Origin of the sequence: Balneola sp., assembly GCA_003712055.1 — a bacterium.
Lineage (GTDB): Bacteria > Bacteroidota > Rhodothermia > Balneolales > Balneolaceae > RHLJ01.
Window position 1 is genome coordinate 454046 of sequence record RHLJ01000002.1, and the last position, 23728, is coordinate 477773.

Annotated in this window: 24 protein-coding genes; 14 read left to right on the plus strand and 10 right to left on the minus strand. The window is 40.4% G+C overall.

The window, feature by feature from the left end:
- Positions 1–182: 182 nt before the first annotated feature.
- A complete protein-coding gene (locus tag ED557_06910; protein RNC84702.1) occupies positions 183–608 on the plus strand; it encodes an OsmC family peroxiredoxin in 426 nt (141 codons plus the stop codon).
- Positions 609–650: 42 nt separating this feature from the next.
- Here ED557_06910 and ED557_06915 read toward each other — a convergent pair whose 3' ends face one another.
- Positions 651–1829 (minus strand): hypothetical protein, encoded by a 1179-nt coding sequence (locus ED557_06915; protein ID RNC84703.1) that lies wholly within the window; start codon positions 1827–1829, stop codon positions 651–653.
- A 156-nt stretch (positions 1830–1985) separates the two neighbouring features.
- On the opposite strand from ED557_06915, the gene ED557_06920 reads away from it, so the two are divergent.
- The 3 genes from ED557_06920 to ED557_06930 are packed head-to-tail and all read left to right on the plus strand — an operon-like array spanning position 1986 to position 5704.
- Entirely contained in the window at positions 1986–3488 is a 1503-nt protein-coding gene (locus ED557_06920) for an amidophosphoribosyltransferase (protein RNC84704.1), read from the plus strand.
- Complete coding sequence (gene ysxC / locus ED557_06925; GenBank protein RNC84705.1) at positions 3488–4081, plus strand: ribosome biogenesis GTP-binding protein YsxC; 594 nt, start codon at positions 3488–3490, stop codon at positions 4079–4081. Before ED557_06920 ends, ysxC begins: the two co-directional genes overlap by 1 nt.
- 33 nt (positions 4082–4114) lie before the next feature.
- On the plus strand, positions 4115–5704 hold the full coding sequence (locus ED557_06930; GenBank protein ID RNC84706.1) for a phosphoglycerate dehydrogenase: 1590 nt from the start codon (positions 4115–4117) through the stop codon (positions 5702–5704).
- A 2-nt stretch (positions 5705–5706) separates the two neighbouring features.
- Here ED557_06930 and ED557_06935 read toward each other — a convergent pair whose 3' ends face one another.
- Both ED557_06935 and ED557_06940 read right to left on the minus strand, forming a co-directional pair.
- A complete protein-coding gene (locus tag ED557_06935; protein ID RNC84707.1) occupies positions 5707–6492 on the minus strand; it encodes a hypothetical protein in 786 nt (261 codons plus the stop codon).
- Positions 6482–7750, minus strand: a complete 1269-nt coding sequence (locus tag ED557_06940; protein RNC84708.1) for a hypothetical protein — start codon at positions 7748–7750, stop codon at positions 6482–6484. Before ED557_06940 ends, ED557_06935 begins: the two co-directional genes overlap by 11 nt.
- A 107-nt stretch (positions 7751–7857) precedes the next feature.
- On the opposite strand from ED557_06940, the gene ED557_06945 reads away from it, so the two are divergent.
- The gene (locus ED557_06945; protein RNC84709.1) at positions 7858–9048 is read left to right on the plus strand and encodes an amidohydrolase; all 1191 of its coding nucleotides are present in this window, start codon (positions 7858–7860) and stop codon (positions 9046–9048) included.
- Positions 9049–9054: 6 nt separating this feature from the next.
- A complete protein-coding gene (locus ED557_06950; GenBank protein ID RNC84710.1) occupies positions 9055–10167 on the plus strand; it encodes an FAD-binding oxidoreductase in 1113 nt (370 codons plus the stop codon).
- Here the strand turns inward: ED557_06950 and ED557_06955 are convergent.
- The gene (locus ED557_06955; GenBank protein RNC84811.1) at positions 10161–10727 is read right to left on the minus strand and encodes a CoA pyrophosphatase; all 567 of its coding nucleotides are present in this window, start codon (positions 10725–10727) and stop codon (positions 10161–10163) included. The genes ED557_06950 and ED557_06955 overlap by 7 nt on opposite strands.
- Before the next feature lie 161 nt (positions 10728–10888).
- Between ED557_06955 and ED557_06960 the strand changes: the two genes are divergently transcribed.
- The 4 genes from ED557_06960 to ED557_06975 are packed head-to-tail and all read left to right on the plus strand — an operon-like array spanning position 10889 to position 14262.
- The gene (locus ED557_06960) at positions 10889–11881 is read left to right on the plus strand and encodes an adenosine kinase (protein RNC84711.1); all 993 of its coding nucleotides are present in this window, start codon (positions 10889–10891) and stop codon (positions 11879–11881) included.
- Positions 11878–12141, plus strand: a complete 264-nt coding sequence (locus ED557_06965; GenBank protein ID RNC84712.1) for a hypothetical protein — start codon at positions 11878–11880, stop codon at positions 12139–12141. The genes ED557_06960 and ED557_06965 overlap by 4 nt, the downstream gene beginning before the upstream one ends.
- Complete coding sequence (gene rdgB, locus ED557_06970; protein RNC84713.1) at positions 12134–12721, plus strand: RdgB/HAM1 family non-canonical purine NTP pyrophosphatase; 588 nt, start codon at positions 12134–12136, stop codon at positions 12719–12721. Before ED557_06965 ends, rdgB begins: the two co-directional genes overlap by 8 nt.
- Positions 12721–14262: a sodium:solute symporter gene (locus ED557_06975; GenBank protein ID RNC84714.1), complete on the plus strand. Its 1542-nt coding sequence runs from the start codon at positions 12721–12723 to the stop codon at positions 14260–14262. The genes rdgB and ED557_06975 overlap by 1 nt, the downstream gene beginning before the upstream one ends.
- On the opposite strand, the gene ED557_06980 is transcribed toward ED557_06975, so the two are convergent.
- On the minus strand, positions 14259–14645 hold the full coding sequence (locus tag ED557_06980; protein ID RNC84715.1) for a hypothetical protein: 387 nt from the start codon (positions 14643–14645) through the stop codon (positions 14259–14261). The two genes, ED557_06975 and ED557_06980, sit on opposite strands and share 4 nt — an antisense overlap.
- Positions 14646–14754: 109 nt before the next feature.
- Between ED557_06980 and ED557_06985 the strand changes: the two genes are divergently transcribed.
- The 4 genes from ED557_06985 (at position 14755) to ED557_07000 (ending at position 18365) form a co-directional block, all read left to right on the plus strand.
- The gene (locus ED557_06985; GenBank protein ID RNC84716.1) at positions 14755–15234 is read left to right on the plus strand and encodes a nuclear transport factor 2 family protein; all 480 of its coding nucleotides are present in this window, start codon (positions 14755–14757) and stop codon (positions 15232–15234) included.
- A 20-nt stretch (positions 15235–15254) separates the two neighbouring features.
- Positions 15255–16553 carry a pyridoxal phosphate-dependent aminotransferase gene (locus tag ED557_06990; protein RNC84717.1) on the plus strand — a complete coding sequence of 433 codons (1299 nt, stop codon included), beginning with the start codon at positions 15255–15257 and terminating at the stop codon, positions 16551–16553.
- A gap of 100 nt (positions 16554–16653) precedes the next feature.
- Positions 16654–17568: an aminotransferase class IV gene (locus ED557_06995; GenBank protein ID RNC84718.1), complete on the plus strand. Its 915-nt coding sequence runs from the start codon at positions 16654–16656 to the stop codon at positions 17566–17568.
- Positions 17569–17705: 137 nt separating this feature from the next.
- Positions 17706–18365, plus strand: a complete 660-nt coding sequence (locus ED557_07000) for a sulfotransferase family protein (GenBank protein RNC84719.1) — start codon at positions 17706–17708, stop codon at positions 18363–18365.
- 174 nt (positions 18366–18539) lie between these two features.
- On the opposite strand, the gene ED557_07005 is transcribed toward ED557_07000, so the two are convergent.
- The 5 genes from ED557_07005 to ED557_07025 form a co-directional block, all read right to left on the minus strand.
- Positions 18540–19814: an adenylosuccinate synthase gene (locus ED557_07005; protein RNC84720.1), complete on the minus strand. Its 1275-nt coding sequence runs from the start codon at positions 19812–19814 to the stop codon at positions 18540–18542.
- 72 nt (positions 19815–19886) lie between these two features.
- Positions 19887–20231: an anti-sigma factor antagonist gene (locus ED557_07010; GenBank protein RNC84721.1), complete on the minus strand. Its 345-nt coding sequence runs from the start codon at positions 20229–20231 to the stop codon at positions 19887–19889.
- An 18-nt stretch (positions 20232–20249) separates the two neighbouring features.
- Positions 20250–21164, minus strand: a complete 915-nt coding sequence (gene secF, locus ED557_07015; GenBank protein RNC84722.1) for a protein translocase subunit SecF — start codon at positions 21162–21164, stop codon at positions 20250–20252.
- Between the two features lie 41 nt (positions 21165–21205).
- Positions 21206–23023, minus strand: a complete 1818-nt coding sequence (gene secD / locus ED557_07020) for a protein translocase subunit SecD (protein RNC84723.1) — start codon at positions 23021–23023, stop codon at positions 21206–21208.
- Positions 23024–23189: 166 nt separating this feature from the next.
- Entirely contained in the window at positions 23190–23696 is a 507-nt protein-coding gene (locus ED557_07025) for a hypothetical protein (protein RNC84724.1), read from the minus strand.
- Positions 23697–23728 lie beyond the last annotated feature (32 nt).

The window sequence follows — 23728 nt, forward strand, 5'->3', positions numbered from 1 at the left end:
GAGAGTAGCTTTTTTAACATAGATGACCACTATATTTATTTTCTTTCAGGGTATCGGGTTTTTTTATGCCCATCATTAAAGCTCTAAAAGCTAAGCAATATTTAATTACTACTTTATTTTTACACTTTCGGAATGACGTAATTTTAATTGTTCAATATCATAAATAATAAAAGACCAAAGTTATGCCAGATAAAAAAGCCTCAGCCGTTTGGAACGGCGATCTCAAAGCAGGATCCGGAACCATCTCATCAGAAAGTGGAGTACTTAATAATGATGCCTATTCATTTGTTTCCAGATTTGAAAGTGGAGAAGGAACCAATCCTGAAGAGCTAATCGGAGCAGCTCACGCAGGATGTTATTCTATGGCCCTTTCAAACGAATTACACAAAGCTGGTCATGAATCAAATAGTGTTGATACCAAAGCAACAGTTACTCTGGAGTTTGTTGATGGTGCCCCAACAATAACTACTGTAAAGTTAGTATGCGTAGCGGATGTACCAAGATTAACAGAAGAGGAATTTCAGCCAATTGCAGCAGCAACTAAAGACGCTTGCCCTGTTTCAAGAGTATTGAATGCAACCATTGAGTTGGAAGCCAGTTTGGCTTAAGCGAAATTGTAACTTCTGAAAAAGCTCCTTTTGGAGCTTTTTTTATGCATTTTGAAGCTTAAGATCTTTAGCCAATTCTTTATCCTTACTGGTACGCCAAATAAACTGGTCAAGAAAGTAATGATGGAAAGCTAATCCCATAAATATCCCTTGAAGCAGCTTGTCTGTTCCAAAGTCTGCAAAAAGCATAACATTACTGGTAACAGCGATAGGAATACAGCCAGGATGAACTTCAAAAGTACAGCCTAGTATTCGGAATATTACTCCAACCAAAATGGCAAACAACGCATAGCGTGGGAGTGATTTGGATAACCAGGCTGACACCCCAAACTTACTTTTGTCAACGGCGTTCTTATACCTGTTTTTGTGGTGAAACCAAACTATTGCATGATATTGCAGGTCATGAAAAATGGTAACGAAAGCCCCGAATGCGAAAATTCCAGCCTCAACAACAGCATCAGAAAAACAGATGAAAAGATGAAGGGGTACAACGGCTAGCAAGAATAAGGCTTTAGGCAAGTTTACCTGAAATCCATTTCGAGCCAAATAGAATTGACGAGCAATATAGGTGAGAGCTAATACACTAATTATTCCCAGGGTAAGCCAGGAAATAAATTGCTCTCCGGAAATTCCAATAGCTGATTCGACTATCGATACTATAGGAGCTACCAGACCACTTGCTTCGGGGTAGCGTACTACGAATACAAAGAATGGTAGCATAAGCCCGCCGTAAAGGAGACTTGAATCGATGTAGTAATCTAATTTTTGAGTTTCCTGGTGCTTCTTCTTGTATAAAGCCAAGAATCCATAATGTTGCCTTACCACATGCCAATAAGCCCATAATCCAAAAAAGGAAGTTAGTAACAGCCAGGGAACTGAATAGCTTTCGGAACCGCTTGAGTACATCAAAAAGCAAAAGAGGAGAATAACCGGACCTACAATAAACCAGGTCAGGCTTCCAAGCAGTAGTTTCTTCCGCTGCTTAAATTCTTGTTTATCGAGGTAGGTGCGGCTGTAGGTTCCAAAAAAGTGAGGGGTATCAATAAAGGCTACCCAGAAGAACCATATAGTGATCATGTCCCATCCAAGCCCGGAGTACATGAACATGAGTAAGTAACCCCCTAGTGCTCCACCTATAAACCAAATAAGGTCTGTTCTCTTGTTGATAATCCAATTTGCCTGAAAAACGGATTGATTGGGGTTTAATGCTATGCTAGACATCCTCAATGATAGTTTTATTATTCCCTAAGGTATCACAAAAACGAAAGTTGCCCAACACCAATAATTGATCATGTTTCAAATACTTCTAATTCTCGTTTCCATATGCTTTTTGTATCTTTAAATTTCTGTTAACATCACAAAACGTAGACAGACTCAATGAGCGACAAACCACGCGAGTATTGTGGAATATTTGGGGTATTCGATCACCCCGACGCAGCCTTGCTAACCTATTACGGTCTGCACTCTCTTCAGCACAGAGGCCAGGAATCAGCAGGTATAGTAACCTCCCACTACGACAAAGATAAACAACGTCCTATCATGCCTATGTACAAGGATTTTGGCCTTGTGCTTAGCGTTTTTGATAAGCCAAAGATTATTAACAAGATTTTGAAAGGGCGCTCGGCGATTGGACATAACAGGTATTCCACCTCGGGTTCTTCAAAGAACCCTGCAAACATTCAGCCGTTTAGAGTGCATTACCGGAGTGGCAACATTGCCATAGGGCACAATGGAAATCTCTCCAATGCAAAACAGATTCGTAGCCGCTTCAGAGATGAGGGAATCATTTTTCAGAGTACTTCTGATACAGAATTGATACTACACTTGATTGCTCAAAGTGAGTATGAGGATCAAATGGATCAAATAATGGACGCTCTTCAGCAAATTGAAGGCGCATACTGTTTAGTAATGCTTACCGACGATAAGTTGATTGCCGTTCGCGACCCTAATGGATTCAGGCCGCTCGCGCTTGGAAAAATTGACGGTAAATTCTGTGTAGCAAGTGAGACCTGTGCATTTGATATTAATAAAGCAGAATACATTCGAGATGTACAGCCTGGAGAGGTTATAGTAATAGACCGGGAAGCTACAGAAACAGGAGAGCCAAAATCCTATTTCATCGAGCCGGAGATAGGTACAACTACAAGTCAATGTATTTTCGAGTACGTGTATTTTTCAAGACCAGACAGTATGGTTTTTGGGGAAATGGTAGATAAAATCAGAAGAAACCTTGGTAAGGTATTAGCGCAGGAACACCCCATTAACGAAGTGGTAAAGAACAGCCCTTCGGGAAAGAAGCCGATTGTCATCTCCGTTCCTGATTCCAGTAATACTGCGGCACTTGGCTATGCCAGTGAAAATCAAAAGCTAGGGTTTGATTGTAAATATGATATTGGCTTAATCCGGAATCATTATGTGGGTAGAACTTTTATTTCTCCTGGGCAGAAATCCAGAGAGCAAAAAGTGCGCACAAAGTTTAACCCTGTTCGAGGTGTAATTGAAGGCAGAAGCGTTATTATCGTAGATGATTCTATTGTAAGGGGTACTACTTCGCAATTACTCGTAGATATGATAAGGTCTTGTAATCCGGCAGAGATACATTTTATTGTGAGTTCTCCGCCCATAATAAGCCCATGTTATTACGGAATGGATTTTCCTAATCCCGAAGAGCTTATCGCCAACCGTTTTGATCGTGATATTGAGAAAATGGCTAAGGAAATAGGGGTAGATAGTTTAAGATACTTATCAGCAAAAGGGCTGGTTAATGCTGTGAAGTCGGCAAATCCTCTGAGCCATGATTACTGTACGGCTTGCTTCACATCAAAATACCCTGTGCCTGTTAACTTTGGAGTTGAAAAGGAAGAGAACGAGCTGGTTTAATGTTTAATGGCCCCGCCACTTTTGTTACCAGTGCCCCCAGGCTGAAAGATTGTCCTCCTGAATCTCTTCCAGAGATATGCTTTGCAGGCAGATCTAATGTGGGAAAATCTTCGCTCATTAATGCACTTGTTAATCGAAAGAACCTGGCAAGAACCTCTAATGTGCCCGGGAAGACCCAGCAAATGAATTATTATAATCTTTCCGGGACTTGCTTCTTTGTAGATTTGCCTGGTTATGGGTATGCGAAAGTACCTAAAAAAGAACGTGAACGCTGGGGAAGCAATATCAGAGAATACCTGCTTAACCGGAAAACCCTTGATCTTATACTGCATGTAATTGATAGCAGACACTCTCCAAGTAAACTCGACGAAGATTTTTTTTATTGGATGGGATCTAATGAAATGCCCTTTTGTGTATTACTTTCCAAATCGGATAAGATTTCGAATAACAAAGTTGGAAAGTCAAAAGCAGAGGTTAGAAAGATTTTGTCTGAAATGAATATTGAAGTTCCAATTATCGCCTACTCTTCTGATAGCAAAAAAGGAATTGAAGAGATACAGGAGTTAATTATGGAATTTGTAGAACCGAATTGAACACATCACTCACACTCATCATCAAAAACACTCATGTCATTTAAAGTTTTATTACTCGATAATGTTGACCCGATTTGTAAGGAAGTATTCAGTCAACGAGGAATCCAGGCCGATCAACCAGGTAAGCTTAGCCAGGAAGAACTTTTCTCTACCATTACAAATTATGACGGGCTGGTAGTACGAAGTGCTACAACAGTTACCCCTGATTTATTAGAGAAAGCTCCAAATCTGAAAGTGATTGGCCGAGCAGGAGTAGGTGTAGACAACATCGATATACCAGCTTCAACTTCAAAAGGGGTATTGGTAATGAATACTCCTGATGGAAATACAATTTCTACAGCAGAGCATACTTGTGGAATGTTGATTGCTCTATCCAGAAACATCCCCAAAGCCGTTGCAACAGTAAAAGGCGGCGGATGGGATCGAAAAGCTTATATGGGAACAGAAGTTCATGGTAAGATTCTGGGAATAGTAGGGCTGGGAAAAATTGGATCTGAGGTAGCAAAGCGGATGAAGGCTTTTGGTATGGATGTTCAGGCTTTTGATCCCTTTTCCACGGAAGAACATGCGCAGTCGATAGGTGTTAGTCTGGTAGAATTAGATCAATTACTAGCTACTTCAGACTATTTGTCAGTTCATACTCCACTTACTGAGAAAACAAAAGGAATGATTTCTCTAAAGAATGCGGATAAGCTCAAAAAAGGGATTCGTCTTGTCAATTGTGCTCGCGGAGGTATTTATGAAGAAGCTGACCTACCTCAATTACTTGATGAAGGAGTTGTTGGTGGTGCTGCACTGGATGTATACAGTAGTGAACCTCCAATAGAAGATTTATACAGAGTCCTTGAACATCCAAACATTATTTGTACTCCACATCTCGGAGCTTCGACAGAAGAGGCACAGGAAAAAGTAGCAGAGCAAATTGCGTCTCAAATGGCAGATGCTCTTGAGAATAAAAACTATAAAGGTAGCCTTAACGGAAAGTCAATTTCTCTGCTTACAAACAAAGAAGTTCAACCATATCTCAAACTTGCAGAAAAGCTAGGAAGGATGATTGTTCAGCTTTCTCCGGATCATGCCAATAACTTTGAATTTGAGTACGCTGGCGAATCTTCTAAATATGCAGAAGTACTTACCGATGGTATTCTAACAGGCATGCTATCCGAGTACGTAAGTGAAGCGGTTAATCTAATTAACGCTCGTGTTTATGCTGATGAAAGAGGGTTTAATATAAAAGAAGTGATCAGCAACAGGGCTAAAACCTATAGCGATATAGTTACTATTCGATTGCCAGAAGGAGCGGCATATACCAGCATTTCAGCGGCGGTATTTGGCGACTCTGATTATAGAATTGTAGAGATTGATAACTATGGTATTGAGCTTAGGCTGGAAGGTGATATCATTTTGTACCAAAATGAAGATAAGCCAGGGATGCTTGCTTCTGTGAGCGGCACTTTAGCAGGTCAGAACATCAACATTGCAGCATTAAGTCTTGGACGATCCGGAAAAGGATCTAATGCTATTACCGCAGTATCAGTTGATAAAAAGCTTGATGATTCAGAACAGGCAGTGATTTCGCAACTGGATGGAATCAAGAACATCCGCTATATCTCATTGACCTAAGTTCAATTTCCAAAATCTCCTTTATCAAATCTGTTAATAAGCCTTTCTTCGTTTAATCGAGTAAAGCCTTTCAGATTTGATGAAGTGAGGGAAGCAATCGTCATTTCCCTTTTTCCCAAGGCTCCGGGAGCTTTAGCAATATACCATCCGGCTTTAGCCAGAGCTGCTCTGGCTTTTGAAGCAGCTCCATAAGTACTGAGGATACAATCCTTTTTACAGAATAAAGCAATTTTTTCAAAAGTGGGTATACTCCATAGTTCAGGATTTACCTCCGGAGAGAAAGCATCATGAAATACAAAATCTGCAGCCTCGGATACCTCTTCCAGTGATTCGAATAAGCCATAAAAGACATCTAACCGTACATTAGTACCCAGAACGTTTTTAAAGGTGTTAGTCCCATTTTCAAGAGAATGGAAAACGTGGGTCAAAAAGGGAAGTAATTGATCATTATTCAGAAACTCCTGAAAGTTTAACTTTTTAGCGAATTCACCTGAAATTGGAAAAGCTTCTACTGTAGAAAAATGAATGGTTCGAGTACTATTTGCTGACAGGTATTTATCTAGTAAAAGAAGAAAATTTAGCCCCGTTCCAAATCCAATCTCAAGAATTGAAAGAGGAGTGTCGTTTTTTGCTAATATCCTATCAGTTAAACCGGGTATATCAAAAAAGATATGCTGGCTTTCCGAGACAGCACCATTGGGATTATGGTAATACTGTTGAAAGTTTTCTGAATAAAGTGTGGAAGAACCGTCTTTAGAAAAGTGGTGCTTTATTGCATTAGTTGTCATTACCAGCTAAGGTAACTTTACCATACTTAGAAAAGCCAATAATTTCAGCTCCACCATCATTTATGGTGCCTTTTGCTTTGGTCTTAGAAACTTCTCCATTAACAATGAAGCCTTTTAATTCTACTGCGCTACTTGCTTCGAGCATTACAGAAGCCTGCGAACTTTTGGGCATCCAAACTAGGACATTACCTGCTGAGGTTTCCAAAGTGGCATCATTAGTGATAGGCCGATTATAGATAAGCTGGACATTACCTCCATTAGTTGAAGCCATTATTTCTCCGGCTACTTCTTTTACATCTATATTACCACCGTCCGTTTTCAGTGTAGCATCTCCTGAGCAGTTCTTTAATACAAGGTGTCCACCTGAAGTTTTTAAAGTCACATCGCCATCTGCTTCAATTACTGAAATATGTCCTCCACCTGAAACAGCAATCACCTCGCCTTTAAGCTTATTCAGCTTGATGTGACCTCCGCCTGTTTCATACGTTTGGTCTGCATGAATATTAGTAGCTTCAATATGACCACCACCCGAGTTTACTACCAGAGGGATTGTTTCGGGAATATAAAGAGTAGCCTGAATCTGGATATTTTCAATAGGTTCTCCATCAAGATATTCCATCGAAAAAATGGCTTCTCTGTCATTTACTTTGGCAATACCCTGAATATGTGAATTTAGCTCTTCAATGGATTTAATTTTTCCTGATGCCTGAATAGTAAATTTTGCAGTCTCTTCACTTGATCCAACAATTTTAACAGAACCTTGTGGTAGAGAAATAGCTGTGGAAGTGATATTAGAAACGTCAAGTTCATTTACATAGGTATAAATGCCTGGAGAAGTATTACTCCATACACCTTTAGAAGCTTCATCATATGAGGTATTTATAACAATTATTTTATCATCCTGATCAAAGCTTATCTCGATTTTTGAATCAGATAATTCTTTGAGAGCAACGTCAACTTCAGTTAAAAACTCATCCCTTACTTCGTTAGGAATTAGGTGCGCCAATGTTTTTAGCTTTTCAAGGTCCTCAAGCTCTGATATTTTTTCTAGCTCAGCCAAAGCAGAGAGTTCGGAAAGGTTCTCTAAATCAATTACATGTACCGGACTTGGTTTATCAGGAGGGGTAGGTGCAGTTGGAGCGGGGGCCGCGTCAGTATGATCATCGTAATCGTTGCCTGAAGGTTTGCCTGACAAATAAATAGCAATCGCTATAAATAAGAAGCCGGCTAGAACTATTTCCCAAGATAATTTCTTCATTCTCTAATTAATTTCGTGCACTGGTGCACGTACGCACCTATACATACTAAGTTACACAATAGTATATTAAGCCGTATTATCTCAAAAAAAATCTAACAACCCTTTCAATGTCTCTTAGAAATCGAATAATTGAGCTTTCAAGAACATATAAAGATGAAATGATAGCCACCAGAAGGCATCTGCATCAATATCCTGAAGTAAGCTTTAAAGAATTTGAAACAACAAAATATATCAAGCAAAAGCTTGGAGACCTGGGAATACCTTTTGAAAGCCCACTTGAAACGGGGTGTGTGGGAATACTTGAGGGAGGAAAAAAATCAAATCGAGTGATAGCTCTTCGAGCTGATATCGACGCCCTACCAATGGAAGAAGAGGGGAAGTACAAAAGTGAATTCTTCTCAAAAAAACCTGGTGCTGCGCATTGTTGCGGACATGATGCACATACAGCAAATCTATTGGGAGCGGCAAAGATTTTGTCGGAGCTTAAGGATGAAATTGAAGGGACAGTATTACTCGTATTTCAACCTGGAGAAGAGAAGTTACCTGGTGGGGGAAAGCTATTATGCGATACAGGCTTTCTTCAGGACAAAAAAGTATCCGCCATTTTTGGGCTTCACACTTCTCCTTCACATAAACCTGGTACCATTGCAGTTAAATCCGGCCCACTTATGGGGAGCCCAGATGAATTTGAAGCAGAAATTTTTGGAAAGGGAGGGCATGCTGCCAGACCTCATGAGGCTGTTGACCCGATTGTTATTACTTCACAATTCATAACTACAGCTCAAACTATTGTAAGTCGGAGTGTTGATCCAACCGAACCTGCAGTTGTTACCATTGGTCGAATTGAAGGAGGAACAGCCCATAATGTGATTCCAGAAAGCGTAAAGATATGGGGCACTGTCCGAACACTAAATAAAGAAACCGCTGATTTGATAGCGAATCGGCTGGAGACTTTATTAAAAGGGATTACAGAGGGAGCCGGAGGAAGTTATGAGTTTAGTTTTAACCGCGGTTATCCGGCTGTAATAAATACTGAACCGGAAACGGAACAGGTGGTTTCAACTATGGCGTCTCTTTTTGGGGATGAATCTGTAATACATATGGAACGTCCCATCATGGCAGGTGAGGATTTTTCTTTTTATCAGCAACATTTCCCAGGAGCCTTCTTTTTTGTTGGAAGCGGAAGTGAGGAATCTGAATCGACCTATGTATGGCACCATCCAAAATATAATGTAGACGATAGATTTTTTGATACAGCCTGCCCGTTGATGGTATCACTGGCATTAGCCACTTCTTAATCCAAGATGAGACAATCTGCTAGACAGTCGCTTTGGGAAGATGCACTTTATGATCAAAAGTACGATTTAGCTGTTATCGGAGGTGGCTTAACAGGATTATCTACTGCTTATTTCTTCAAAAAAAAGCACCCAAGAGCAAAAGTTTTAGTTATTGATCGGGGCTTCTTCCCAATTGGAGCAAGTACCAGGAATGCAGGATTCGCTTGTATTGGAACTATAGGTGAGTTTATATCTGACCTGGAAATAGATACAGAAGATCAGCTCAAGAGGCGGATCAGTGATAGATATTCTGGGTTAAAACTGCTAAGAGAAGTAATAGGTGATGAGCACCTTGAATATCAGCACACAGGAGGGTATGAGCTTTTCACCGATTCTGATGATTTTGCTACTGTTTGTTCAAAAATTGAATTATTTAATAATTGGATGAAGGAACTGGTAGGCAGCGAAGCTCTTTTCAAGAAAACGGAATACCGAGGATACCCAGCCATCTTCAACCCAATCGAAGGGATGTTACATCCTGGCAAAATGATCCAGGCACTTATTGAAATGAATTCACAGTTGGGGGTGCAATTCAGGTGGAATACCGATGTGGAAGAATTGGATCATGCCAATGGCTTAATTCATGCTGAACAGGGAGTTTCTATACATTCTGAGTTATTGATTCTCACTTCAAATGCATTTACCCAAAAAATATTACCGGATACCTCGATTAAGCCGGGAAGAGGTTTTGTATTTGTTACTTCAAAAATCGAGGACTTGAAGTGGAAGGGTACGTTTCATTACGATAAAGGCTATGTGTATTTCAGAAACCTTGGGAATGATCGGCTATTAATTGGTGGTGGTAGAAATGCAGACTATCAAACAGAAGAAACCGATGAGTTTGGAGTTAATGAATCTATCAAAGAGTATATGACTGATTTTACCAATAATATAATTAAGCCTCCTAAGGGGTGGCAGATTGAGAGAGAGTGGTCGGGGATAATGGGATTTACTGAAACCAAATCTCCGATATTGGAATTCGTATCTGATAACTGTGTAATAGCAGCTGGCTTAAGCGGCATGGGAGTAGCAATGGGCATGAAGCTGGGAGAGTCTGCCGCTAATATATTCGACTACTGATCGGTATACTCCCGGTATAATTCGAGAAGTTCACTAATCATCATAGCCGTAGCACCCCAAAGCGGTACCCGGTGAATATCCCAAAAAGGAACGATATAAGGGGTATCTCTAAGTTGCCATTCTTCTCTTTTTCTGTTTTTTGTGGATGCTAATTCCGAAAGCGAAACAGTAAATACCTCATCTACCTCATTGGGATTCAAACGAAAATCTTGAGCCTGGTCAATAAAACCCACCACAGGTGTTACCATATTATTCGAATGGTTTACATATAAGGGAGTCAGATTTCCTACAACCGATACCTCATTTTCTGAAATCCCGATTTCTTCTCTGGATTCCCTTAAAGCTGTTTGTTCAAAGGTTTCATTTCCTTCTTTACCACCTCCAGGAAAGCTTAATTGGCCTCCATGCTTAATTCCGGATGTTCGTAAGGTAAGAATCAATTCAAGTTCGCCAGTCCATGATGTAATGGGTACCAACACACTGCTATTGCGATAATTTCCATTTTCTACATTATTGGATTTAAAAGAGGGGTTTTTGAGATGAGCTGGGTACGGTCTCATTAAATTCTGTGCTGTTTCACCTGGTAGAATTTGTTCAAATCTTTTTTTGAGAAATACCTCGAAATCTGTCATTAAATGTATCTAGGGGTTGGTTCAAAAGAAGCTTAACTTTGCGCTTCTATAATTAATATAAGTTTCAAAAAATTCGTTCTTAAAGCTTAATGAAAACTTACAATGTATATGGCATTGGAAATGCCCTGGTTGATCTGGAATTTAAAATCTCGGATGAGTTCATCAAAAAACATGGTATCGAAAAAGGAATGATGACCCTGGTTGATGAAGAGAAACAGAATCAGCTTATCAATGCAATTAACATGGAAGGTGTGGGGAGGATGTCTGGAGGATCAGCAGCTAACACAGTTTATGCTATTAGCCAATTTGGAGGAAAATCTTTCTACTCATGTAAAGTGGCTAATGATAAGTTTGGAGATTTCTTTTTGGACGAAATGGGAGAAGCAGGGATAAAAACAAATTTAGATCAAAAAGAGAGGGAAGAGGGTACCACAGGTAAATGCCTTGTAATGATTAGCGAAGATGCTGAACGAACAATGAACACCTTTCTTGGAATAACAACAAACCTCTCTGTTTCAGACGTTGATGAGTTGTCACTTAAAGATTCCGAGTATTTATATATGGAAGGGTATCTTGTGGCATCTCCTACTGCTTTTGAAGCAATGAAATTAACCAAAAGAATTGCAGAAGAGAATGGAGTTAAAACTTCTATAACCCTCTCTGACCCAACCATTGTAGAGTTTTTTAAGGATAAATTTTATGAAGTAATTGGTGCTTCAGTTGATCTTCTTTTTTGTAATGAGGAAGAAGCCATTATGTTTACTGAAACGCAGGATGTAATGGAAGCTCGTGAGGAGTTAAAAAAATCCGCAAAGCGTTTTGTGATTACCCAGGGTAAGAATGGAGCTATGATTTTTGATGGAGACACTTTCATAGATATTGAACCCTATGAAGTAAACGCAATCAATGCGAATGGAGCCGGAGATATGTTTGCAGGAGCTTTTTTGTACGGTATTACTAATGGATTGGGTTATGCCGATTCGGGTAAACTGGCAAGTCTTGCATCTTCAAAAGTAGTATCTCAATTTGGCCCAAGGTTAAAATGGCATGAAGTTCAGGAAATTTTGAAGGCTTCGAGATGAGTGGGATTGAAATACTTGGCTGGACGGGGTTTGGTATCCTGATTATGGCTTGGATACCCCAAACAATAGATACAATCAAGGCAGGGAAAACAGATTTAAATATTGCTTTTATCTTGATGTATGTAGTTTCAAGTTTACTCCTAACAATCTATTCCATTCTCGAAAATGATCACGTATTTATTGCTCTTAATGGTCTTTTAACAATTGGGAGTGGTATTAATCTGTACTACAAACTCTTTCCACGGCAAAAAAATGAATAAACTTGTACTGGCATCGAGGAATAAAGATAAAATAGAGGAAATGAAAAGCCTGCTTTCAAAATTAGGCATAGAAGTACTCTCAGCTTTAGATTTTCCACATCTTCAGGATGTAGATGAAGACCAGCCAAGTTTGGAAGGAAATGCCTTAAAAAAAGCACGCTATGTTTTTCAGGAAACAGGATTTCCAGCACTTTCTGATGATACAGGACTTGAAGTGAATGCATTAGATGGAGCACCGGGAGTATACTCTGCCCGATATTCAGGTGAAGACGCAAGTTATCAGGATAATGTAGATAAACTGCTTAGAGAAATGTCGCCGATGGAAAATCGAACAGCTCAATTTCGTACCGTAGTAGCACTGGTTGATGGAGAAAAAGAATACACTTTTGAAGGGGTTTGTAAAGGTAAAATCCTTACTCAGGAGAAAGGGAACAAAGGTTTTGGATATGATCCTGTTTTTAAGCCTGATGGGTTTGAGAACAGCTTTGCTGAAATGGAAGCTGTTTTGAAGAACGAAATTAGTCACCGTTGGCGCGCCATCCAGAAATTTATAAACTACTTATCCGAATTTGACAACTGATGCAGTTTGGACTGATAGATTATATTGTTCTTGTTTTATATCTGGTTGGAGTAGCCTTTTTTGGATTCAAAGCATCAGGAAAACAAAAATCTGCTAAAGACTATTTTCTAGCGGGGGACGGTGTTCCCTGGTGGGCAGCACTTTTTTCTGTTGTTGCTACTGAAACAAGCACCCTTACTTTTATAAGCATTCCTGCTGTAGCCTATGGAGGAAATCTCACCTTTTTGCAAATTACGCTGGGTTATTTAATAGGTCGGATTATAGTAGCGTTCTACTTCTTGCCTAAATACTATGAAGGAGAACTATATACCGCGTATCAGTTTCTGGAAAGACGTTTCGGTGCTAAAATGCGCAATGCTACGAGTGCCACTTTTATGTTTACCCGATTACTTGCCGATGGAGTAAGGTTGTTTGCAACAGCTATTCCACTTGCAATAATATTGAGGTTTGGAGGAGCTTTTACCCAAATGGGTGATTTAGAACTTTATGTCTTGTCCATTCTGATAATTTCTGTTATTACTCTGTTTTATACTTTTTTTGGAGGAATTAAAGCGGTGGTTTGGATGGACGTGGTACAGATGATAGTGTATTTAGGTGGTGCAGGGCTGGCACTCTTTTTACTATTAAATCAGCTTCCTGATGGGTGGAAAACAGTAACCGATATGGCCAGACCTGATCATAAGCTTCAAATATTCAGATCAGGTTTCGATCTATCATTTAAGGAGTTCATTGCTCAACCCTATACCTTTTTTACTGCACTAGTTGGTGGAGCTGTCTTTTCACTAGCTTCCCATGGTACAGATCAACTATTAGTACAACGATTACTTGCTACCGGAGATCTGAAATCGGGTCAAAAAGCTCTGGTGTGGAGTGGAGTAGTTGTAATGCTACAGTTTGCCCTATTTCTCGTGATCGGCTTACTGCTATTTGCTTTCTATAATGGAGTAAATCCTGATGTACTAGGTTTGGCTACCAATGACGAAATTTTTGCGAAATTCATTGTTGAACATTTACCACCAGGTATTTCAGGATTAATTGTAGCGGCACTTTTTGCTGCCGCTATGAGTAGTCTTAGTTCCTCACTTAATTCTCTAGCCTCAGCTACTACCTTTGATTTCTACAAACCATATTTCAGCAAGGAGAACAATGCTGAAAAAGATTTGATGATCTCAAGGAGGATTACACTTGTTTGGGGAGTCATACTTACAGTTTCGGCGCTTATCTTTGCTTATCTGCAATTGCAAGAAGGTGAACGACCTACAGTAGTTGAACTTGGCTTGGGGATAGCTTCCTATACATATGGTGGGCTTTTGGGTGCTTTCTTGTTGGGTATGTTTTTTACCAAGCCTACTACTAAAGATGCATTAATTGGCTTTTTTGCAGGATTAATTTCTCTGCTCTTTTTAGTTAATGGCCCGGTTCAACAGATACTACCGGGTGAAGGTCTGATAATTGCCTGGCCACTTTACACACTAGTAGGAAGCTTGATTGTAATAGGAGTGGCGTTAGTTAGCGAAAAAATAAGAAGCGGGTTGTCTTAGTCGAGGATAGTTCCTTGGCCGTCTTCCTTGTTTATAGTCCTGATAAACTCTTTTAAACCTTCCAGGCTTTTCATATCAACATGGTAGGCTATAAAGTTATAGAGTTCTTCTAATGGTTCCTGAAGCTCTTTGTCAGTAGTTGCAGTATCCAGATTGATCATAACTTCACTAGACTCAAAATCTTTTCTGATCAAACTGAACATGTAATGATTATCCGAAGAGCCATCAATTCTCTTTAGCGTAAGAATCAGGTCTTCCAGATCCTTATTTACCGTTTTATATACAAATGAGTTTAGACTGTTTCTCTTCCAAATGATATTCTCTGTGATCGTAGCCTCTTGAATTTCGAATAGAGCAGCGGTGTAGTCGTTTATTGCCTTCATAGGAATATGGTTGATTTCAATTGTCCTTTACCTGACGGATTGTTGCTTATGTCTTTTCTATCACTTAACTACCAGACCGACCGATTAATGTTAGGAATAATTGTTAAAAATGTCTAACAAAGATTTAATAGTAAGTTTTTACAACTCTTTTGCTCGGAAAGACTTTGAGAATATGGGAATTGTCTATGATGATAGAGCCACATTCGATGACCCTGCGTTCAGTCTTAAAGGAAGAGAAATCGCAGCCATGTGGCATATGCTTTGTGAGAGAGGCAGAGACCTCGAAATAACTTTTGAAGCAGTTAAAGAAGAAGGAGGATATGTATATGCTCATTGGGAAGCTATTTATTCTTTTTCACTTACAAAGCGAAAAGTTCATAATAAAATTGATGCCAGGTTTCGATTTGAAGACCAAAAAGTGATCGAACATATAGATACATTCAACTTCTGGCGTTGGTCTTCGCAAGCGTTAGGTACACCTGGAATAGTATTAGGCTGGTCTCCATTTTTGAAGAACAGAGTTAGGAAACAGGCAGCGGATTCCTTAACTACTTTTATTTCAAAGAATCCCAAATACCAGGCCGATTAAAAAGCTTTCACTCACTTTTTATGCGTCAAAAATTACTCAGTGACGGAGCAAAAGAGCTCAGTTATGAAATCCGGGAAATTGTAAAGAAAGCAAAGCTCTTACAGGAAAAGGGGCAAGAGATTTTTTGGGAGAATATTGGTGATCCGATACAAAAAAACGCACAAATTCCTCATTGGATCAAAGAAATTGTGACAGAGTTATCCCGTGATGACAAAACCTATGGATATTGTGATTCTAAGGGAGAACTTGAAACCCGTGAATTTTTGGCTCAGCGTACCAATGCATTAGATGGTGTTCAAATAACATCTGAGGATATTTTATTCTTCAATGGGCTTGGTGATGCTATAGCAACATTATATCATTACCTGGAACCCACTACGCGGGTAATTGGGCCTTCTCCGGCGTATTCGACTCATTCATCTGCTGAGGCTGCTCACGCCAATAACCAGCCATTAACCTATAGGCTGGATCCTGAGAACCATTGGTATCCGGATATGGATGATCTGCGAAATAAGGTGAAATATAATCCCAATATCGTAGCCATTTTGATTATCAATCCGGACAACCCAACCGGAATGGTTTATCCAAAGGAGATCCTGGACGAAATTGTGTTACTGGCAAAAGAATACAACCTATTTCTTATATCGGATGAGATCTATAATCAGATCACTTATAACGGAGCACGAGCTTATGCACTTTCTGAGGTGATTAAAGATGTTCCGGGAATAGCTATGAAAGGCATTTCTAAAGAATTACCATGGCCCGGTGCTCGCTGTGGTTGGATTGAGTGTTATAATAGAAATTCAGATCCGGAATTCGATCGGCTTTGTAAAACGCTGGATGACGCCAAAATGATAGAAGTTTGTTCCACAACTCTTCCTCAACTCGCCATTCCCAGGATTTTAGGAGATCCCAGATATCAGGAATACAGGGAGGAATTGAATACAAAAATTGGGAATAGAAGCAGCTTTATCTCCGAAACACTTCAGGAAGTACCAGAGCTTACATTCAACCCAACTTATGGAGCTTTTTACAATACTATCGTTTTTAAGGAGGGTGCATTAAATGAGAAACAATCTCTACCGATTGAGCACCCCGCCATCAAAGAGCTGGTAGAGGATTGGGTGGATGGAGTTTCTCTGGATACACGATTTGTGTACTATTTGCTTGGAGCTACGGGGATATGTGTAGTTCCCATTTCTTCCTTTTGTTCAGATTTGCTTGGTTTCCGTATCACGCTGCTTGAAGAGGACGAAGAGTTACTGAAGGAGATATTTACAACATTGAAAGATTCGATAAGATTGTATCTTGACTCATAGTTTATTAAAGTCGTCCTGAGGGTACTACCGAAGGATCTTGCCGTATACCCGCCAGGATTCTTCGCTTTCGCTCAGAATGACATATTATTTTAATTTTCATATGCCTAATGGAACCCACAACGCCATACATGACCCTCGGAATGAACAAGTTCTCATTTCCATCAATGGGGAGTTATTTCCTAGACAGGAAGCGAAGATCTCAGTTTTTGACAGTGGCTATTTAGTAGGGGATGGGGTCTGGGAAGGTTTGAGATTGCATCATGGAAGCCTAGTCTTCTGGGACGAACATATGGATCGTCTCTGGCAGGGAGCCAAAGCAATTGGCATGGATTTGGGGATAAGCCGGAAAGAGCTCAAAACAATGGTTCAAAACGTACTGGATGCTAACCAAATGGATGATGGTGTCCACGTTCGGATCATGGTAACACGTGGTATTAAAAAGACCCCAAGTCAGGATCCAAGGCTAACTATATCAGGGCCTAATGTGGTAATAATAGCAGAGCATAAACAAGCTGACCCTGAAACCAGAAATAAAGGAATTACCCTCTTCACAAGTACCATCCGGCGCGGTTCTCCGGATTATTTAGATCCAAGACTGAACTGTCATAGTAAGCTTCATGAGGTGCAGGCATTAATTCAGGCATTGGAAGCGGGAGCTGATGAGGCCTTGATGTTGGATATCCATGGATTTGTAAGCACCTGCAATGCTACCAACTTTTTCATGGTGAAAGATGGGGAGGTATGGACATCCACCGGGCAGTATTGCATGAATGGTATTACGCGTGGAAAGGTAATAGAGGTTTGCGAAGAAAATAACATTCCATGCCTCCAGAAGAATTTCTCGTTATATGATGTGTATGGAGCTGATGAAGCCTTTGTAACAGGTAGTTTTGGCGGACTTACACCAGTAACTAAGATTGATGGACGTGTTATTTTGGATTCAGTTCCCGGAACTATTACAGGGCTACTTCAGAAATTGTACCAGGGCAAGATTGAATCCGCTACAAAAAATTAAAAATGTAGAATTAAAGATTAAAAATTGGGAACTAGCTAGTAACCAATTTTTAATCTTTAATTTTTAATTCTTAATCCCACGAAGTGGCAAAACGAATCTGCATCTGGAGCGGGCCACGTAATATATCCACAGCGTTGATGTACTCCTTCGCACAACGAAGCGATACAACAGTTGTTGATGAACCCTTATATGCCCACTATCTCACCTCAACAAATGCCCATGAATACCATCCGGGAGCAGAAGAGGTGATAGCTAACCAGGAAAATGACGGGCAAAAAGTGATCGAGGAAATCATTTTTGGAGACTATGACACTCCAGTTGTCTTTTTTAAGCACATGACCCACCATCTTGTTGATCTGGATTGGGGCTTTATGAAGGATACGATCAACATCATTCTTACCCGCGATCCTAATGATATGCTTCGGTCCATTGTGCACCAAATTCCGAATCCAACGATGAGAGACGTAGGCTATGCGGCTCATTTGGAACTCATGGAATACTTGAAAGGAATTGGCCAACAGCCTATAGTGATCGATTCCAAAGAAGTGTTGATGAACCCTCGCCAAAAACTCACAGAGATTTGTAATCACCTCGATATTCCTTTTGAAGAGACTATGCTAAACTGGGAAGCCGGTGCCCGACCCGAAGATGGCATTTGGGCGAAGCACTGGTATCACAATGTGCATAAATCTACCAGTTTTCAGCTTTATAAAGCTAAAACGGGGCCTTTTCCGGAGGAATTGAGGGGTTTGCTGAATGAGAGTGAGGGGTGTTATTCTAAATTGTTAAGCCTGTAATCAACATCTAAGTCATGCTGAACTTGATTCAGCATCTGTGGGGGATGGAAGCTTTGTTAGGTAAATAAATTTTTCTGAAAGCTCGGGCTCCACAGATCCCGGATCAAGTCCGGGGTGACTTCAAAATAAACTGGGACGATAAAAACGTCGGTCAACCGTCGTTAGTCGTCAATCCTACCGAATAATCGTCTCGGATCTTTTCGGGCCAGTAGAGATAATGGTGAACTTCACCCCTAAATACTCTTCCACAAAATTGATGTAGGATTTGGCGGTATCAGGGAGTTCTTCCCATTTAGTCATTCCAGAGATGTCTTTATCCCAGCCCAGAAGGGTGGTGTACACTGGCTCCACATTTTCTACTTCATCTAAACAAAGAGGGAAAACAGTGGTTTCTTCTCCATCAACTTTGTAACTAGTACAGACTTTAATTTCCTCAAAACCATCCATCACATCCATCTTGGTCAGGGTAAGCTCATTCATCCCGTTAATACGGACAGCATATTTTAGCGCCACCAAATCCAGCCAGCCGCAACGACGTGGACGACCTGTGGTAGCACCAAATTCATGGCCTTTTTTGCGGAGTTCTTCCCCGGTTTCATCTTCTAGTTCAGTAGGGAAGGGGCCATTACCTACACGAGTGCAGTAAGCTTTGGTGATACCCATCACATGTGTAATGGCGGTTGGTGGAACTCCGGTTCCTGTACAGGCTCCCCCGGAAGTAGGAGAAGAAGAGGTAACAAATGGGTAAGTCCCGTGATCTACATCTAACAAACATCCTTGTGCACCTTCTAATAAAATCTGTTCACCCGATTCAATAGCTTCATGAAGCATATTGGAGGTATTGCAAATAAAGGGGGTAAGGGTGTTAATGGCTGGCTCAAGTTCCGACATCAAATTATCGGCGTTGAGTACAGGCTCTTTATAGAGGTTTTCAAGAGCATAATTAATATCCAGGATATTCTGCTCAATCTTTTTCCGGAGTACCGTTTTATCTAGTAGATCAATCATTCTGATACCAATGCGAGCAACTTTGCTCACATAGGCTGGGCCAATTCCGCGTCCGGTAGTTCCAATGGCATCTTTAGCCCGGCGTTTTTCTTTGAGCTGATCCAGGATTTTGTGGTAGGGAAGGATCACGTGTGCAGTCTGGCTAATAAAGAATCGATTGTCTAAGGAAAAGCCCATGGCTTTTACTCCTTCGATTTCTTTGACCAGGGCGATAGGATCGATAACAACTCCATTCCCGATGATGCAGTTGGCATCCCCATTAAAAATACCGGATGGTACCAAGTGGAGGACTACTTCCTTGTCATCAAACTTAAGGGTGTGACCAGCATTTGCACCACCTTGAAAACGAGCAACATAATCTGCTTTATCACTTAACAGGTCAACAATCTTTCCTTTTCCTTCATCGCCCCATTGGGCGCCAATTACAACACGAGTGGCCATTTAGTCAAAAATTATACAATAAAAAAGGGGTGTAGTTCTCTACACCCCTGTAAAGTTTATGTGTTTGATCGGTTAGTCTTCATTGAACGAGTTTACAGCCTCTTCTACAGAGTTGTAGTGTTTGAAGACAGTGATCAACTTAGTAACTACGAGCAAGCTTTGGATTTTATCGGTCGCATTTGCGATACGCAGATCACCACCTGATTTTCTCATAGTGGTTAATGCTCCGATTAACATTCCAAGGCCAGAAGAATTCATGAATTTAACCTTGCTCAGATCAACCACAATGTTGGTTTTACCAGCGTCGATAAGCTCATGAAGTTTTTCGTTGAGGCTAACCGCGTCGGGTCCACCCATTACGTTACCTTTAAATTCGATAACAACACTGCCGTAGCGTTCTGATGTTTTAAAGCTCATAAGTTCCTCTTTAAATTCTTATTTAGTTTTACGGGTACGTTTATCGAGTTCCAGTACCAACGGACTCGCTACAAATAAAGAGCTGTACGTACCAAGAACTACACCTATGATAAGGGCAAAAGATAATCCTTTCAACACCTCACCGCCGAAAATAAACAGCACGAGCACCACAAACAAGGTGGTTACCGAAGTAATAACAGTTCGGCTGAGCGTGTCGTTAAGACTCTTATTGATCATCGGAAGGTATTCCATTCCTTTATGCACAATGCTGTTTTCCCTGATTCGGTCAAATACTACCACGGTATCATTGAGCGAATAACCTACAATAGTCAGGAATGCAGCAATAATATTCTGATCGATAAGCAGACTAAATGAAACGAACTCATTAAGTACGGTAAAAATACCCAGAGTAATCGTTACATCATGCACCAGAGCAGCTACTGCTCCAGCTGAGAATGTCCAGTTCCGGAAACGGAACAAGATGTATATAAAGATGATTGCTATCGCATAAATCACCGATTGCAACGCACCGGATCTTAAGTCGTCGCCAAACCGGGGACTGATATAATTCCCAGATTCAGATTCATAAGTGATTCCAGGCAGTTCCGCCTCAAAGACATCCTCAATAAGCACCTTAACTTCTTCTTTAGTATTTGCATTATCAGTACGAATAAGTACTTCCACATCGCTACCAAAGAGTTTGATTTCAGGAGCTGAACCTAGAGGTTCAGTAAGTAGACTTCTAAGTTCTACTGTGTTTACTGGTTCGGAGAATTTGTATACAAATTCACTTCCGCCTTTGAAGTCGATACCATATTGCAGGCCTTTACTTACTATGGCTGTGATAGAAGCTATCATTAAAATTCCCGAAACTATGTAGGCCGTTTTACGATTGCCCACAAAATTAAAGGTTGGTGTTTCAAACCATCTCATAATGTATTCCTATTAAATAAATCGTTTTAATTTCTTTTGGATTAACCAAAGCTCACAGCTTCAGCTTTATTTCTGGATAAATAGTCGATGACTACTCGTGTGATTACAATGGCACTGAACAGGGAACAACAAATACCTGCGAGCAGTGTTACTGCGAAACCTTTAATCGGGCCAACACCAAAGCTGTATAGAATTATTGCAACAAAACCTGTTGTAACATTCGCGTCTATAATGGCGCTCATTGCGTTTGAATAACCAGAAGAGATTGCCGCTTTGATGGTTTTACCTGAGCGTTGTTCTTCCCGAATCCGGTCAAAAATCAGTACGTTGGCATCTACGGCCATACCAATGGTTAGTACGATACCAGCCATGCCTGGCAAGGTTAATACCGCTCCAAAGCTTGCGAGTACACCTAAAATGAATACAATATTAAGTGTAAGCGCTATATCAGCTACTGCGCCGCCTTTTCTGTAATAAACAATCATGAAAATGGCTACGATACTTAACCCGATGATAATAGAACTCAATCCGGCTTCGATTGAAGCTTCACCTAATGTTGCTCCTACAGTACGGCTACCAATAATTTCAAGTGGGGCTGGTAATGCACCCGACATTAAAATATTTACTAAATCTTCCGCTTCTTCTACACTTTCAAGTCCTGTAATTGATGAACGACCACCAGTAATTTTACCAATTACATTTGGGTACGAAACCACGTAGTTATCAAGTACGATAGCTACCGGTTTTCCGATATTAGCTCCGGTAACACGACCCCAAACACGCGCTCCTTCTGAGTTCATGCCCATTGCTACTTCCGGGATATTGGTAGTAGGATCGAACTGGATACTAGCTTCTTCAATTACTTCACCAGTAAGTTCAGCAGTGGTATTTACTCCAAAAAGAGCGTATTGCTCAAGCCCATCTGTAAATGAAACCGGATTTGATCCCCAAAGAACAGTGGTGTTTCTTGGCATCATTTGCTGCACTTCCGGATCTTTTAACAGAGCCATTACCGCGGCTGTATCTTCTGCGGAAGCATACCCGAAGATATAAGGGCTTTGCTGTTGTAGGAACCCTAAAAGATCAACTAACTGGTTGGTAGCAATCGGTTGGGAAAGACTGTCAGATGAACTATCGGGTACAACATCATAATATTGAATTGCTCTTGTTCTGAAATTTGAGAAGTCCTGTGCATCTGCTCCGGTTCTGAATTCAAGTCGTGCGGTTCCTTTTAAAAGGTCAAATACACGCTGTTCATCAGATACACCTGGAAGCTCGGCAATGATTCTAGTGGTACCTTGCTTAACAATTGAAGGTTCGCTTACACCGAATCTGTCTACACGAGTACGTACAATTTCGATTGCTCTGTCTAAAGCAGCATCACGCTGATTTTTCAGATAAACAACTACCTCTTCGTTTGTTGATCGACGGGTGATATTGTCAACATCGCTTCGATAGTATCGGCTTAGGCGTGCATTTTCGTCTCTAGACTCAAACTCAACGACCATTTCGTCAATGAAATCAGTGTCGTTTGCTTCGGCATTTTGCCGGGCCGTATTTATTACGTCGACTAGAAGTGCATCCCTATCTTCACCTGCTAATTCAGAGATAAGCTGAGGAGTACCTACCTCAAGGGTTACGTGCATACCGCCTTGTAAATCAAGACCAAGAGACAGTATTTGATCGCGAATATTAGAAAGCCTTTCAGCATTTTCTCGTTCATATGTTTCTGCTTCGGGAGCAGGCATTTCTGCAATTTGCTTTTGCTCAAGGTTCCATATAACTGTAGGAGAAAGTTCATACAGGAAATAAGCGAGGAACCCAACAATCAATAAGATTTTAAATCCGTTACCTTGCATAATTTTTTCAATTAGATAATTAAGAATGTTTCAATTAAGAATGGGTTAGAGGCGGTTGCCTTAACCTGAATAGTTTAAAAAGTAGGGGTGGTTAGCTTGGCTTATTGAACATTGAACATTGAACATTGAACATTGAACATTGAACAATTGAGCCATTGAACATTTTCTAAGGAGCGCCTATAGCTGTTCCGCTTTTAAGAGGGGTGAGGATATGTGATTTCGAGATTGATAATTCTGAGTATTCAAAATCAACAGGTCGGTCGAAATCAACGTGAGTAAGATTCTTTTGGACAGCTTTTGAAAAAAAGTTGCCATCTGTTGGTAATACAGAATGTGGCTTAATGTTTTGAACAAAAACTGCTTTACCCATTTCATTACCAGAAGTTTGGTAATGCTCCCATGCAGTAATGATTAGGTGATAAGCGTCTTCTGAAGAACTTTCACCATCCTTAGAAATCGGGAGTTTAAACTCATCATAGTTAGAAGCAACTAATTCAGACGCTTCTTTTATAACATCTTCAAGTTCGGCTTTTTTACTGGATAGTTTTTCAATCTCATCAGCAAGAGAACCATTGTCCTGTTTGAGGTGAGAGCCGAGCCAGTTTGCAAAAGCACTGTGGTCGGTTTCGCTATCAGCTGGCTTTATATAGTGCAGGGTAATACCCAGTACCATTAAGGCAAAGCCAAAAAGATGAGTTTTATATG

Coding starts and splice junctions, on each gene's coding strand:
- secD (RNC84723.1), bottom strand. CDS start 23,023: ATGCAAGGTAACGGATTTAAAATCTTATTGATTGTTGGGTTCCTCGCT.
- ED557_07025 (RNC84724.1), bottom strand. CDS start 23,696: ATGGTACTGGGTATTACCCTGCACTATATAAAGCCAGCTGATAGCGAA.
- ED557_06990 (RNC84717.1), top strand. CDS start 15,255: ATGCGTCAAAAATTACTCAGTGACGGAGCAAAAGAGCTCAGTTATGAA.
- ED557_06980 (RNC84715.1), bottom strand. CDS start 14,645: ATGAAGGCAATAAACGACTACACCGCTGCTCTATTCGAAATTCAAGAG.
- ED557_06985 (RNC84716.1), top strand. CDS start 14,755: ATGTCTAACAAAGATTTAATAGTAAGTTTTTACAACTCTTTTGCTCGG.
- ED557_06930 (RNC84706.1), top strand. CDS start 4,115: ATGTCATTTAAAGTTTTATTACTCGATAATGTTGACCCGATTTGTAAG.
- ED557_07010 (RNC84721.1), bottom strand. CDS start 20,231: ATGAGCTTTAAAACATCAGAACGCTACGGCAGTGTTGTTATCGAATTT.
- ED557_06955 (RNC84811.1), bottom strand. CDS start 10,727: ATGAGACCGTACCCAGCTCATCTCAAAAACCCCTCTTTTAAATCCAAT.
- secF (RNC84722.1), bottom strand. CDS start 21,164: ATGAGATGGTTTGAAACACCAACCTTTAATTTTGTGGGCAATCGTAAA.
- ED557_06950 (RNC84710.1), top strand. CDS start 9,055: ATGAGACAATCTGCTAGACAGTCGCTTTGGGAAGATGCACTTTATGAT.
- ED557_06935 (RNC84707.1), bottom strand. CDS start 6,492: ATGACAACTAATGCAATAAAGCACCACTTTTCTAAAGACGGTTCTTCC.
- ED557_06915 (RNC84703.1), bottom strand. CDS start 1,829: ATGTCTAGCATAGCATTAAACCCCAATCAATCCGTTTTTCAGGCAAAT.
- ED557_06945 (RNC84709.1), top strand. CDS start 7,858: ATGTCTCTTAGAAATCGAATAATTGAGCTTTCAAGAACATATAAAGAT.
- ED557_06960 (RNC84711.1), top strand. CDS start 10,889: ATGAAAACTTACAATGTATATGGCATTGGAAATGCCCTGGTTGATCTG.
- rdgB (RNC84713.1), top strand. CDS start 12,134: ATGAATAAACTTGTACTGGCATCGAGGAATAAAGATAAAATAGAGGAA.
- ED557_06995 (RNC84718.1), top strand. CDS start 16,654: ATGCCTAATGGAACCCACAACGCCATACATGACCCTCGGAATGAACAA.
- ED557_06965 (RNC84712.1), top strand. CDS start 11,878: ATGAGTGGGATTGAAATACTTGGCTGGACGGGGTTTGGTATCCTGATT.
- ED557_06975 (RNC84714.1), top strand. CDS start 12,721: ATGCAGTTTGGACTGATAGATTATATTGTTCTTGTTTTATATCTGGTT.
- ysxC (RNC84705.1), top strand. CDS start 3,488: ATGTTTAATGGCCCCGCCACTTTTGTTACCAGTGCCCCCAGGCTGAAA.
- ED557_07000 (RNC84719.1), top strand. CDS start 17,706: ATGTACTCCTTCGCACAACGAAGCGATACAACAGTTGTTGATGAACCC.
- ED557_07005 (RNC84720.1), bottom strand. CDS start 19,814: ATGGCCACTCGTGTTGTAATTGGCGCCCAATGGGGCGATGAAGGAAAA.
- ED557_06910 (RNC84702.1), top strand. CDS start 183: ATGCCAGATAAAAAAGCCTCAGCCGTTTGGAACGGCGATCTCAAAGCA.
- ED557_06920 (RNC84704.1), top strand. CDS start 1,986: ATGAGCGACAAACCACGCGAGTATTGTGGAATATTTGGGGTATTCGAT.
- ED557_06940 (RNC84708.1), bottom strand. CDS start 7,750: ATGAAGAAATTATCTTGGGAAATAGTTCTAGCCGGCTTCTTATTTATA.